Here is a 13,146-nt window from a genome sequence, read left to right as displayed (position 1 = left end):
GGCCGTCCCATTAGCAGGTGTGCAGGCGGGAACAATGGACAAGCGCACCCGTGGTGCGATGGCGCCTACACGCGCCGCGTCAGCGCGCCGCGCCTGGCCGACGCGGTGACGGGACGCGGCGACGGAGAGAGGCGCACGAGGCAGCGGGTCGGGCGGCTCGATGCGCCCTTTTACAATCGCGCGCGACCTCGGTAGGGTACGCGTCCGCACGGCCTGACAGGCCGCTGCCACCTCGAACCGGGCGAGGGCCGGGCGATCGGCCCCAGCTCATGTTCACCAACTAGAGTGAAGGAGCGTGCTCATGCACCCTCGTGTCTTGAAAGGCTGCAGAACCGCTTTCGCGGCCTTCCTGCTTGCTGTGATCGCGTCGTCCTCGCTGGGGTGCGGCTACTCCGAGGAGGAGTGGAAGGCCCAGCTCGACAAGTACAACCGCCTTCAGAGCCAGCACCAGACCACGGAGGGCCGCCTCGCCGAGACGCAGAAGGAGCTCGAGGCGACCCAGGCGAAGGTCGCGGAGCTGACGAAGCAGCTCGAGGCGGCCGGCGTCGACATCAGCAAGCTGAACGAGAACCTCCAGGCGACGAGCACGCAGGTGTCGCAGCTGAGCTCGACGCTGGAGGAGCGTGAAAAGGCGCTCGCCGAGTTCAAGGCCCGCGCCCGCCAGCTGGAGGCGATCAAGGCGCGGTTCGAGACGCTCAAGAAGAAGCTGGACGAGCTCACGAAGCTCGGCCTCGCCGTGAACATCCGGAACAACCGGATGGTCATCTCGCTGCCGGGCGACGTCCTCTTCGACTCCGGGCGCGAGACGCTGAAGAAGGAGGGCAAGGAGATCCTCCTCAAGGTGGCGACGGTCGTCAAGAACGACAAGTCGCTGCTCCAGCGCGACTACCAGGTCGCCGGCCACACGGACAACAGGCCGCTCGCGGGCGGCCAGTTCCGGGACAACTGGGGCCTGTCGCTGATGCGCGCCCGCGAGGTGCTCGTGTTCCTCGTCAGCCCGGCCGACGTCAAGGGCGGCGGGGGCGCGCTCCCCGTCGCGAACTGGAGCGCGGCGGGCTTCGCGGACACCGATCCGGTCGCGACCAACGACACCGACGAGGGCCGGCAGAAGAACCGCCGCTGCGACCTCATCGTGGTGCCGAGCGTCGAGGAGATGCTCGACCTCCGGGCGATCACGCAGTAACCCGCGACCTCGCGGCGCGCGCCGCCGCCCGCGGCGCGCTCTTCGACGGTCGCGTCCGCGCCGTCGGGTCGGCTCGGGTCAGCTCTTGTGTCCGCCGCCCGGCGATGGCCGGGCGGTCCTGCGAAACTCGCTCGGCGTCTGGCCGGTGACGGCGCGGAACGCGGCGGCGAACGCGCCGAGGCTCTGAAAGCCGACGTCCAGCGCGACCTGCGTCACGCTGGCGTTCGGGCCGGAGAGCAGGTCGATCGCCCGGAGCACGCGCGCGCGCGTGACGAAGCCGCGCCACGTGACGCCGGTCTCCTCGCGGAACCGCCGCCGCAGCGTGCGCTCCGTCGCCCCCGCGAACGCGGCGGCCCGCGAGAGATCGGCGCTGGAGACGTCGCGCAGCGCGCACTCGATCGCGCGCTGCACCGGCCGCGTCCTGCCGCGGGGCAGCCGGTACGTGGCGCCGCGATCGAGGAGCGGGCCGATGATGTCCGCCATCGCCGCGAAGAACGTGTTGGCCGCGGCGTCGTCCGGACGCCGCGCGACCGGCCAGCGGCGCGCGTAGATCACCATCTCGCGCAGGAGCGCGGGGATCTCGAAGATCCTCACCGCCGCGAGGGGGGAGGGGAACGCGGCGGGCTCGAAATAGATCGAGACGATGGACGCGTCGCCGCAGGTGGTGGCGTGCCGCTCGCCCGCGGGGATGAGCGCGGCGAGCTGCGGGGGGAGCAGGAAGGACGCGTCCTCGACCTCGAGGCGCGCCGTGCCGGCCAGCGGGCAGAGCAACTGGTGCCGCGCGTGCGTGTGCCAGCCGTAGGCGGCTCCCGGCAGCTCGTCTTCGTAGGAGAACGCGCGCGCGCCGGCATGATCGAGCCCGAGGCGCGCGAGGTGCTCGGTGGTCTCCGTCGGGGTCAGGACGCGGGCTTGCAAGGCGTGGCCTCTCGGCGGTGATCTTTGTCCGTTCGCCGGCAGCCGTAAAGCCGAAGAGCGACCACCCTCGAACGCCATGAAGCAAGCCACTCCCACGGCGCACGATGCGTTGATACAGGAACAGTTCACCCGCCAGGCCAGGCCGTTCGCCGAGGTCCAGGCCCACTCGGCGGAGTCCGCCATGGGGCTGCTGCTCGACGCCCTCGCCCCGGCGCCGAGCGACGCGGCCCTCGACGTGGCCTGCGGGCCGGGGATCGTCGCCTGCGCGCTGGCCCAGCGCGTGGCGAGCGTGCGGGGGCTCGACATCGTCCCGGCGATGCTGGACGAGGCGCGGAAGAGGCAGGCGAGCCTCGGCCTCTCCAACGTCACCTGGGAGCTCGGCGACGCGAGCCGGCTGCCCTATCCGGACGAGAGCTATCGCCTGGTCACGACGCGCTACAGCTTCCATCACCTGCTGGAGCCGCTCGTGACGCTGCGCGAGATGGCCCGCGTGTGCCAGAGGAGCGGGCGAGTCGCCGTGATCGACGTGGCGCCCGCCGAGGACAAGCAGGCAGCGTACGATGCCGCGGAGAAGATCCGCGATCCGTCGCACGCGAGCGCGCTCACCGAGCGGGAGCTCCGAGCCCTGTTCGACGCGGCGGGGCTGGAGATCGAGACGACGACGCGGTACCGGCTCGAGGTGGAGCTCGAGGCCGCGCTCCGGGCCTCCTTCCCGGAGCCCGGCGGAGCGGACCGGCTCCGGGCCCTCTACCGCGCCGACGTCGGCGTCGATGCGCTCGGCGTGGGCGCAGAGCTCCGGGGGGACGAGGTCCACTTCGCCTATCCGATCGTCATCCTGGTGGGCCGAAAGCGCGGCTGAGCCGAGAGGCCCCTTCTGCCCAGCGACTCGATCGAGGCGCCAGGACTCCGCGGCTCAGGGGAGCGGCGCGGCCGGGCAGGAGGGGTCGGTCGTCGCCTCGACGTCGTCCACGTGCAAGGCCTCGTCGTCGAGCGGCGCGTCGCAGGTCCCGCTGGCCCTTATCTTGAACGAGAGCTGCTGGGGCCTGCCCGCCGTGCGCGGATCCAGGCAGATCGTCTGTTGCGTCCAGCGCTCGCTGGCCGCCAGGGCGCCCCCTGGCGTCGAGGAGGCGGTCGCCTCGAGGAGGCGGCTCGTGCGGTACCAGAACTTCAGCGCCGGACCGGCCGTCCCCTGGGGCTCGGGGACGGTGAACACGGTGGAGGCCGAGGGCTCGCGGCACGGCTTCCGCACCGACAGCGAGAGCGAGACGTCGCCGGCGTGCGCGGCCGCCGAGTCGACGGCGAGCCTGGCGCTGCCGCGCGCCGGGTCCTCCGCGTTGAGGACCCATGTCGGCGAGAGGCCGGCGTCGGCGCCGTCGTTCTCGAAGCCGGGGTCGAAGAGCGGCGCGTCTTCGGGGCAGCGGTCGTCAGAGACGATGGCGAGATCATCCACCGTGAAGTCCCGCTCGTTCTCGTCCATGCAAGGCTGGCTGTGCCGGTTCCGGAAGGCGAACGCGAGGCGGTGCGCCATGCCGAGCGCCCACCGGGGCAAGCAGGCATGCGAGACCCGCGCCTCGCCCGTGCCCGTCAGGGCCGTCAGCCGGTGCGCGCTCAGCATCACGTCGACGATCGCCCCGGGGCTGCCGCGGCTCCAGATGCGGAGCGCCGGGCTCGGCAGCGCGGCGGACGGCAAGGGCGCCGAGAGCGTGCCCTCGAGCGAGGGAGCCTGGCAGAACCGCGTGGTGGCGAGATGTCCACCCTTGTCGCCGCCCTGGCCCAGGCCGCCCCCGATCTCGGAGACGCCGCCCTCGGGGGTCGCCTTCCAGCCGGCGGCGCCTGCTTCGAAGTCGCCGTTCAACACCTGGCCAGGCTGCGGGCACTCGTTCATTTCATCAGGCTGAAGGGCGACGTCATCGAACGTCAGCGTGAAGTCCTGTCCGGCGCCCTCATCGCACAGGGGAGAACGCCGGGCGGGCCCGAGGAGCAGCTCGATCGGCCTGCCGTAGGCGCGCTCTCCCAGGCACACGCGTTGCGGGGCAAAGGACGAAGAGGGCATGAGATCGAGGTCGGTGAACCCTCCGTCGATCCGGACCCCGACCCCCGGAGGGCCGAGGCAGTCCATGGCGAGCTCGCAGCCGATGCGCGCGGCGAACGTGAGGAGGAGCGGGCCGACGCACGCGAGGTCCGGCAGCGAGAGGCGCTGATAGAAGCCGGCCATCTGGCACACCGCTTCTCTCCCGATGACGCCGGCCCCCAGGTTGCCGTTGCCCTCGATCTCGGGGGAGACGAGCGCTTCCCCTGTGGTGACCCACGTATCCGAGCGCTGGAACGACGGGTCCTGCAGGCCTCCCCGCCAGTCGCAGTCGCCGTGGACCGTCGCGTCATCATCGGCGCTGGCACACTCCGAAATACATTCGCTGCCTGCGCAGCAGAGCCCGTCGTCACACCGACCCAGAGGCCCGCACGGACAGCCTTCCTCACCAGGAGGGCAGTCGGCGCCCCCGCCCGCGTTCTCGACGTCTGCGCTCTCGGCGCCGCCCGTGCCCTCGGCGCTGCCGTCGCCTCCCGCCCCGTCTGTGCCCGCCACGCCTGCGGCTGCGCCGGCGGAGCCCTGCTCCGTCCCGGAGCAAGCGCTCGCGAATGCGCCAAGCACGGCAGCGACACAGCAGGTCAACGGGCGTGACCATCCCATCATCAATTCAAGCTAGCGGCCGAGTCCCGCGATCGCAAGGTAGATAGGATGTTTCCTTTTTTTCGGGCGAGACATCGAGATAAGGAGAACTCTCAAGTCGTATCGGGCGAAGCCGGAGACGCGGACGTCCGCACGCTGAACTCGAGCCCATCGTGACGCGGGCAAACATCGGTTGAGGAAGCGCAGCGAGCGCGAGCGTCCGAGAGGCGGGCGCGCCCGGCGGCTCGTCGTGCGAGCGCAGGAGTGTCCGCGAGAGCTTTGCGGCGCGAGCCGGGCGACGACGCACCGCGTACCTGGCCCCGCGCCGAGCGCGTCAGCCGCCGGAGGCGGCGCCGAGCGCCGTGGAGGGCACGAGGCTCGAGACGGGGCTCCCCCCGGCATCCGCGCCGAGGAAGGCCTGCAGCTCGGCGAGCAGCGGACCCGACTCGCCGACGAAGGGCAGGTGATCGACGCCCGGCAGCTCGACGTAGCGCGCGCCGCGGATGCGGCCGGCGAGGTCGCGCCCGGCGGCCGCCGGGACGGCCCGATCGCCGGCCCGGTGCAGCACGAGCGTGGGGGCGCTCACACGGCTCAGCGCGGCCCGGACGTCGGCCGCCGCGTGTGCCCGGAGCATGCGCGCCGCCCCGCCCGGGCTCGCGCCGTGGCGCAGGTACGCGGCCCAGAAGCGCCGGAACGCGCCGTCATCCGCCGCGGACGGGGCAAGGCGATCGAGGAAGAGCGGCTCGCCCCAGCCGCTCCGCAGCGCGCGCTCCGCCTCCTCGGCGTCCTCGCCGGCGAGCCCGAAGAGGCACCCCGGCCAGGCAGACATCTGCGCCGCGCTCCCGAGCGCGATCAGGGCGCGCGCCCGCGCCGGGTGCGCCGCCGCGAGCAGCGCGCACGGCGCGAACCCGGCGCCGACGCCGAGGAGCGCGGCGCGCGCCACGCCGGCCGCGTCCAGCACCGCCAGCAGATCCTCCGCCTGCTGCTCGGCCGGGACGCCCGCGCCCTCGCGCTCGCTCATCCCTGTGCCGCGCTGGTCGAGCACGATGAGCCGCGCCCACGCGCCGAGCTCGGCGAAGAACCGGGAGATGAGCGCGCCCTCCCACGCGGCCTCCACGTGCGTCACCCACCCCTGGACCAGCACCAGATCGATCGGCCCGCCGCCCGTGGTCTTGTAGGCAAGGCTCGCGTCGGCGCTCGTGGCGAAGCGGGTCTCCGCCGCGTGCAGCCGCGCGGGCGCCCGCGTGGAGGAGACCGCCCCCTCCCGCGCGGCCTCGAGCCCGCGCCGCATCGCCTCGGCGACCTGCGCGTACGCGCCCGCCCACGCCCGCGCGGTGGTGGGCGCCCACGCGTCTCCTTCGAGCTCCTCGAGCGCCTCGAGCAGCGCGCGGCCCACGGCGTCGAAATGCTCGGGCAACGCGGCGTACGCGGCGTGGCGGCGCCCGAGCGCCTCGAGCATCTCGACCAGCTTGTCCGGCGCGCGCAGGTTGTCGATCACGAGCTGCAGCGCCGCGGCGAGCTTGAGCCGCTGCTCGCGCATGTCCGGCGGGAACAGCGCCCGGAGCGCCGGCTCGCGGGCAAAGAGCCGCTCGTAGAAGCGCGTAACGAGCGCCTCGGCGCGCGGGGCGAGGCGCTCGAACGAGGCGCGCACGACGTCCGCGCCAGCGTCCTGCGCGCTCGCGGGGGACGACGCGGGGCGCACGATCTGGAACGCCCGGCAGAGCGCCTCGGTCTCCTCGAGCGCGGCCTGCACCTCCTCGGCCGACGCGAAGCGCGCCTCCGGCTCGCGCAGGACGCAGCGATCGATGACGGCCGCGAGCATCTCCGGGACGTCGGGGCAGATCGAGCGCAGCGGCGGGAGCGCCCGCGCCGTCACCCAGCTGGCGATCGCGTGCACCTCGAGCCCCGCGTGAGGCAGCCGGCCCGCGCACAGCTCGTAGAAGACCAGCCCGAGCGCGTAGACGTCGGAGCGGGGCGTGCCGGCGGTGCCCGCCCAGAGCTCGGGCGCGAGGTAGAGCGGCGTGCCCATCATCATGCCGCCGTCGGTCAGGCTCGCGGTCCCGAGCGGGCCGACCGCGTCGAGCGCCACCGGGATCGCGGTCGTCAGGGCGGACATGTCCGCGAGCGCCCACGGCGCGGGCGCGACGGAGGCCCTCGGCGCGGCGCGATGGCCCGCGTCGAGGGCGGGGGCGCCGGGCCGGTCGGCGAGCTTGGCGAGGCCGAAGTCGAGCAGCTTCACCTCGCCGCTCGCGTCGAGCATCACGTTCGCCGGCTTGATGTCGCGGTGGAGAACGCCCCGCCGGTGCGCCGCGGCGAGCCCGCGGGCGAGGCCGAGCGCGAGGCGCAGCGCGGACGGCCACGGGAGCGGCTTCGGGAGCAGCTCGAGCGGCTCACCCTCGACGAACTCGTAGGCGATGTACGGCCGCCCGCGCACCTCGCCGATCCGGTAGACGGCGACGACGTTGGGGTGCTGGAGGCGCGCGATCGCGCGGGCCTCGACGCGCAGCCGCTCGATGGTCCTGGGATCCGGGCTGTCCGCCGCGACGAACTTGAGCGCGACGGGCCGGTCGAGGACCTCGTCGTGGGCGAGGTACACCTGCCCCATGCCCCCACGGCCGAGCGGCCGCACCACGCGGTAGTCGTCGAAGGCCGAGGGCGGCGTCCAGGAGAGCGGGGGCGGCGGCGGCAGCTCGCTCTCGCCGAAGCGCTGGTGCGTCGCGTGGAGGAAGAGCGGCGCCCCGAGGTCGCTGTCGCTCGGGCGCGCCGAGATCCGCGCGCGGCAGCTGTTGCAGCCGGCCACGTGCCCGCGGATGCTCGCCGCGTCGTCGTGCGGGAAGTTGCCCGCGAGCCAGGTGGCCAGGGCGTCGTCGGACGGGCACGGGGTCATGCGCTGCTGTTCTCCGGAGCGGCATTCTCCGTGCGCGCTGTGTGCAGCGCAATGGCCGCGCGGGCTCTGCCGCGCTGCGCTGCCCCGCCGTCGTGAGAGTCAGCACCTGTGCGCCTGTCCTGCCCACGCCGTGCTGGAGAGCGGCGCGAGCGCGCTCGCGCGAGCCGCGAGCCGCGGGCGCGCTCGCGCGCTGGACCGGCGCCGCCGCGGTGTCACGCTCGCGGAGAGCGATGAGCGACCCGAAGCCACCGCCGAGCCCAGCGCCCCGGTCGGAGACGGTGCGGCAGGCGCTCCTGGAGGAGCTCCGCAGGGGAGCGGCGACCGCGTGGGAGCTCTCCACCCGCCTCGGGATGCGGGAGCGCGACGTGGCGCCGCACCTCGAGCACCTCGCGCGCTCGTTGCGCGCGCGCGGCGAGCGGCTCTCGGTCGCGCCGGCGCGCTGCCTGCGCTGCGGCTACGCGTTCGACGAGCGGCGGTCGCTCGCGAAGCCGAGCCGCTGCCCCGCATGCCGTGGAGAGCGCATCGAGGCGCCGCGGTTCCGGATCGACGCAGGCGAAGGGTGATGCTCCCGGGCGGCGGCGCTCTTCACAGGGTCGGCCGGTCGGGCGGCTCCGGGCGCCCGCGCCGCGCGGCGCGGGCCTTCACCTCGCCGAGCAGCCGCGGGCCCGCGCGCTCGCCCGCGCCCGCGAAGAAGGCGCGGGCCTGGGTGAGGTCGCCGTGCGCCGCGTAGAGCTCGACGAGCTCTCGCTCCGCGGCCTCGTCGATCGTCGCCTCCAGCGAGCCGGCGCGCCCGGGGCCGAGCTGCACGATCGCGCGCAGCGCCCTCATGGCCCCCTCGGTGGCGCCTCGGCCGCCGATGCCCCGCAGGCTCCACGACTTCACGTAGAGCGCGCGCTTGCGCAGCGGCGCCCCCGCGGCGCCGCGGAGCGCGCCGTCGCAGGCGCTCACCGCCTCGTCGAGGCGCCCCGCGGCGAACGCCAGGTCGGCCAGCGCGAGGTAGGCCTCGGCCGCCTCGCTGGACGCCGGGTGCTCGAGGGCGAGCTGGCGCAGCCGCGCCTCGGCGCCGCGCGCATCCCCGCCGTCCTGGAGCGCCCGCGCGAGCGCGAGGAGCGCCCGAGGCCGCTGCTCCGCTGCCCGCAGCGCCGGCGCGTCGACGAGCGCGGCGTAGGCCGCCGCGATGCTCGCACGCAGCCGCGCGGCCTCCGCTTCCAGCGCCGCCCGCCGCGCCGCGCCGCGCGCGTCAGCCGCGCCTGCCTCCGCGGCCTCGTCGAGCACGAAGAGCTGTACGCCGATCACGCGGTAGCGCCCCGCGAGCGACTCCGCCTCACGGAAGAGCGGCTCGGCCGCCGCGCTCGCGCCGGGGTCTGCGCCCCCGCGCGCGGCGGGCGCCGGAGCTCCCGCGCTCGCGCCGGGGTCTGCGCCCCCGCGCGCGGCGCGCGGCGGCGCTCCCTGCGCGGCGCACCCCGCCGAGGCGAGGGTGAGCGCCATGAGCGCGGCGACCCGCCGCGCCGCGGCCCTGCGCCGCTCCGTGATACTGCTGGCGGCCTTCGCTGCGCGCTCCACGACCCGTGACACTTCCTCTCCTCGTGACTCGCCGCCGGCAGAGAGGGCGAAACGCCGCGCGCCTCGTGCCGAACGGCCCGGGAAGATAACCGCGGGCGCCCCGGGGACCAGCGCAATCCACGGCGGACGCGCCGATTCTCTCCCTGAACCGCGCGGAGAACAGCGCCTTTCGAGCGCTCTGCGCGGCGGCACACACGCGGCGCGCGGGTCGGCGCGACGCGCCGCAGAGCACGCACCTCCAGCACGCTCCGCCTCGGCCCATCCATTGCGTCTCGGCCTTCATCGTCCCGCGCCCGGACCGGCGCTTCACACCGGGCGGGGGGCGTACCCGGATGGAGAGTCACGACATGGCGACAAAGGTGAACTGCCTCCCGTTCACGATCCCCACGATGCCGCGCCTCGGGCTCGCCGACCTGGAGGCGCGCTTCCGACGCCTCTCGCTCCTCATGTACGACACGAAGGTTCCGATCGCGACGCTGGAGAAGGAGGTCTATCCCTACCTCGCCCGTGGCATCGAGTTCGTCAATCCATGGCGGCGCGTGCGCGGGATCGAGACGTACCAGGTCGGCCTCTCGGGATCTCGCGTCGGCGTCCGTTTCGACCTCGACATCTCCCAGCTGGACGTCCAGCTCTCCGAGCCGCGTGACGCGGGCCGCGCCCTGGTCGACAGCACCTTGTACCTGAGGCTGTTCCCGCGCTGCGCGTATCCCGTGCGGGTGATCCTGACCTACGATTTCTGCATGATCGACGGCGGCGAGAGCTTCGAGATCACGCGCATCGAGGAGATGTGGCGCATCGGGGACATTCTTCGGTGCGCTCCGCTGCTCGGCCGCTCCTACGATGTCTTCCGGTCCTGCTCGGGCTACCTCTTCACCGGCGCGCTGCTCCTGTCCCGCGCGGTCGCTGTCCGTCCCTGAACCTGAACCTGACGAGAAACGTCCGGCTTGACGAGATCCGGACGCCGCGATACACCTGTCCACGTGAGCGCCGGCTTCACCGCGACCACGACGACCACGACCCGCACCGGCGGGATTGGTCTCGTGTGCGTGCGGTGAGCTGACGAGCATACGAGGAACCAAGCCCCGCCGGGATCCGGACGGGGCACGTCGCTTTGCAGCGCTCCGTCTGGCCGGCCACCGCCGACGGAGACTGACATGCTCGACGAAGACGATCATCGGTATCTAGGCCAGCGCCTCGACCTGTTCCACATCCAGGAGGAGGCGCCAGGCATGGTGTTCTGGCACGCGCGCGGGTTCACGCTCTATCGCCTCCTCGAGGAGGCGGTCCGGCGCCAGATGATGCGTGACAGCTATCGAGAGGTCCGGACGCCCCTCATCCTGCGACAGGCGATCTGGAAGGCCAGCGGCCACTGGGACAATTTCTCCTCGAACATGTTCCGGCTGCACGAGGAGGATCACGCCGCCGCGATCAAGCCGGTGAACTGCCCGGGTCACATGCAGATCGTGGCGCGCATGGCGCCGTCGTACCGGGATCTCCCGCTGCGGATCGGCGAGCTCGGCATGGTGCACAGGGACGAGCCGAGCGGCACGCTCCACGGCCTCTTTCGCCTGCGCCAGTTCACCCAGGACGACGGCCACATCTTCTGTGTCGAGGACCAGGTCGAGGCCGAGGTCGTGCGCTTCGCGAGCGCGCTGCGCGACTTCTATGCTGGCTTTGGCTTCCGCGACATGGTGGTCGGCTTCTCGACCCGCCCCGCCGAGCGCTCCGGGAGCGACGCCGTGTGGGACAGGGCGGAGGCGGCGCTGTCCGGCGCGGCGAGGAGCGCGGGGCTCGAGTACAGGCTGCAGCCCGGGGAAGGGGCCTTCTACGGGCCCAAGCTCGAGTTCGTGCTGCGCGACCGGCTCGGCCGGAGCTGGCAATGCGGCACGATCCAGCTCGATCTCGTGCTGCCGGAGCGCTTCGACATCACCTATGTCGACGCGTCCGGCGCGCGCCGGCGACCCGCCATCCTGCACCGCGCGCTGTTCGGCAGCGTGGAGCGCTTCCTGGGCATCCTGCTGGAGCATTATCGGGGCGCGCTGCCGCTCTGGCTGTCTCCCGAGCAGCTCGTCGTCGCCCCTGTGACGGACGCGCAGCGCGCCTATGCCGACGAGGTCCTCCTCGACTTCCAGCGGAAGGGGGTGCGCGCGATCCTCGACGCAGGGGACGACACGCTCTCGCGGAAGATCGCCGTCGCGCACGCGGCGGCGATCCCGCTCGTCGCGGTGATCGGAAGACGCGAAGCCGAGCGCCGCTCCGTGACGATCCGTGAGCGGGAGGGCGGGCAGCAGCGCGAGCTTCTGCTCGAGGAGGCCGTTGTCGAGGTGGCGCAGCGGTGCGCGCCGCTCGTCTGAGCGCGGGCCGGCGATCGCTCGGAATCGACGGAACCGGCGGAACTGAATGCCGGTCCGCGTGTCGGAATGTCCCCGGCGTCCTGGTCTCCTCCGGCCGGGGACATCCCGATAACCCTCGTTCACTCACGGAGCAGCTCGATGGGAACTATGCCGCCCGGGCCGAAGTCGCTCAGCCTCGTGGATTTCATTCGCTCAGGATTCATCTCCTCCGAGCCCGTCTTCAGGCGTTACGCCGCCGAGTACGGCCCCACGTTCCGTCTGAGGTCGCCGAACGGGATACTGACCATCACGGGCGATCCGGAGGCGATCCGCGCGGTCTACACGGCGGATCCCGACGAGTTCGAGGTCTGGGGTGTCCAGCTGACGGAGCCGGTCTTCGGGACCTCGTCGGTGGTCGTGACGGCGGGCGCGCGGCACCGGCGCGATCGGCGGCTGCTCGCCCCGCCGTTCAGCGCCGGCGCGATGCGGGGTTATGGCGGCGCGATCGCGGACATCGGCCTGGACGTGGCGTCGCGGTGGCGGCCGGGCCGCTCGTTCTCGATGCTCGCGGCGACCCAGGCGATCGCGCTCGACGTGATCGTCCGCGTGGTCTTCGGCGTGCGGGGCGAGGCGCGCGTCGGCAGGACCCGCGAGGCCGTGCTCGGGCTCATCGAGTCGCTGAGCCCGAGCTTCATGATCGTCCCTGCGCTCCGCCGCGATTTCGCCGGCTTCGGCCCCTACGCGCGCCACAAGCGCGCGGCCAGGGCGCTCGACGCGCTGCTCTTCGAGGAGATCCGGGCAAGGCGCGCGGAGGGAGACGCTTCGCAGGACATCCTGGGCCTGATGATGAGCGCCCGCCACGACGACGGCGCGGGCATGAGCGACGTCGAGATCGCGGACCAGCTCCGGGCGCTCCTGTTCGCTGGCCACGAGACGACGGCCATGTCGCTCGGGTGGGCGATGTACTGGCTGCACCGCGAGCCGGCCGTGCTCGCGCGCCTCCTCGACGAGCTCGACGCGCTCGGCCCCGCGCCCGAGCCGGACGCGCTCGCGTCGCTGCCGTACCTGGAGGCGGTGTGCCTGGAGGCGCTCCGCATCCACCCGCCGGTGGTGGACGTGGCCCGCGTCGTGAAGAGGCCGTTCCAGCTCAAGGGCTATACCGTCCCGGCCGGCGAGGCGATCGCCGCCTCGCCGCTGCTCCTGCACGGCCGCGAGGACATCTACCCGTCGCCTCAGCGATTCCGCCCTTCGCGGTTCCTCGAGCGGAAGTTCACGCCCTTCGAGTTCATCGCCTTCGGCGGCGGCGCCCGCCGGTGCCTTGGCGCCGCGTTCGCGATGTACGAGATGAAGGTCGTCCTCGGCACGATCCTCGGGAGATACCGGCTCCGGCTCGAGAGCCAGGCGCCCATTCGACACGTGCGCCGCGGGCTCACCATGGGGCCGAGCGGGGATGTGGCGATGATCCTGGAAGGGGAGCGCGAGCGAGCGAGCGCGGAAGGCCGCTCGGCTGCGGTCCAGGGCAGCCCGGCGGAGCCGGCGCTCCGGCCCGCCGCGCCGCAGCCTGCAGGGCGGTGCCCGATGGGCTTCTCCTGAGCGC

General features: G+C 73.2%; 10 protein-coding genes. 6 read left to right on the top strand and 4 right to left on the bottom strand.

Annotated elements, in window-relative coordinates; translation table 11 throughout:
* Positions 1 to 301 precede the first annotated feature (301 nt).
* Entirely contained in the window at positions 302 to 1,183 is an 882-nt protein-coding gene (locus WMF29_RS34180) for an OmpA family protein (protein ID WP_437324301.1), read from the top strand.
* Positions 1,184 to 1,261: 78 nt separating this feature from the next.
* Here WMF29_RS34180 and WMF29_RS34175 read toward each other — a convergent pair whose 3' ends face one another.
* Positions 1,262 to 2,098, bottom strand: coding sequence for an AraC family transcriptional regulator (locus WMF29_RS34175; protein WP_437324300.1), 837 nt, complete (start codon positions 2,096 to 2,098; stop codon positions 1,262 to 1,264).
* Between the two features lie 76 nt (positions 2,099 to 2,174).
* Between WMF29_RS34175 and WMF29_RS34170 the strand changes: the two genes are divergently transcribed.
* Positions 2,175 to 2,957: a class I SAM-dependent methyltransferase gene (locus tag WMF29_RS34170; RefSeq protein ID WP_437324299.1), complete on the top strand. Its 783-nt coding sequence runs from the start codon at positions 2,175 to 2,177 to the stop codon at positions 2,955 to 2,957.
* A gap of 54 nt (positions 2,958 to 3,011) precedes the next feature.
* Here the strand turns inward: WMF29_RS34170 and WMF29_RS34165 are convergent, their stop codons facing one another.
* Positions 3,012 to 4,748, bottom strand: a complete 1,737-nt coding sequence (locus WMF29_RS34165; RefSeq protein ID WP_437324298.1) for a hypothetical protein — start codon at positions 4,746 to 4,748, stop codon at positions 3,012 to 3,014.
* A gap of 352 nt (positions 4,749 to 5,100) precedes the next feature.
* Complete coding sequence (locus tag WMF29_RS34160; RefSeq protein WP_437324297.1) at positions 5,101 to 7,653, bottom strand: alpha/beta fold hydrolase; 2,553 nt, start codon at positions 7,651 to 7,653, stop codon at positions 5,101 to 5,103.
* 230 nt (positions 7,654 to 7,883) lie between these two features.
* Between WMF29_RS34160 and WMF29_RS34155 the strand changes: the two genes are divergently transcribed.
* Positions 7,884 to 8,216, top strand: a complete 333-nt coding sequence (locus tag WMF29_RS34155; RefSeq protein ID WP_437324296.1) for a transcriptional regulator — start codon at positions 7,884 to 7,886, stop codon at positions 8,214 to 8,216.
* 22 nt (positions 8,217 to 8,238) lie between these two features.
* On the opposite strand, the gene WMF29_RS34150 is transcribed toward WMF29_RS34155, so the two are convergent.
* On the bottom strand, positions 8,239 to 9,228 hold the full coding sequence (locus tag WMF29_RS34150) for a hypothetical protein (protein ID WP_437324295.1): 990 nt from the start codon (positions 9,226 to 9,228) through the stop codon (positions 8,239 to 8,241).
* A gap of 335 nt (positions 9,229 to 9,563) precedes the next feature.
* Between WMF29_RS34150 and WMF29_RS34145 the strand changes: the two genes are divergently transcribed.
* The 3 genes from WMF29_RS34145 (at position 9,564) to WMF29_RS34135 (ending at position 13,142) form a co-directional block, all read left to right on the top strand.
* Entirely contained in the window at positions 9,564 to 10,133 is a 570-nt protein-coding gene (locus WMF29_RS34145) for a hypothetical protein (protein ID WP_437324294.1), read from the top strand.
* A gap of 237 nt (positions 10,134 to 10,370) precedes the next feature.
* Entirely contained in the window at positions 10,371 to 11,570 is a 1,200-nt protein-coding gene (gene thrS / locus WMF29_RS34140; RefSeq protein ID WP_437324293.1) for a threonine--tRNA ligase, read from the top strand.
* Between the two features lie 138 nt (positions 11,571 to 11,708).
* On the top strand, positions 11,709 to 13,142 hold the full coding sequence (locus tag WMF29_RS34135; RefSeq protein ID WP_437324292.1) for a cytochrome P450: 1,434 nt from the start codon (positions 11,709 to 11,711) through the stop codon (positions 13,140 to 13,142).
* Positions 13,143 to 13,146: the final 4 nt, after the last annotated feature.

It is taken from the genome of Sorangium sp. So ce381, from assembly GCF_051473845.1.
Lineage (GTDB): Bacteria > Myxococcota_A > Polyangia > Polyangiales > Polyangiaceae > Sorangium > Sorangium atrum.
This window is presented reverse-complemented; position numbering and strand designations above follow the sequence as displayed.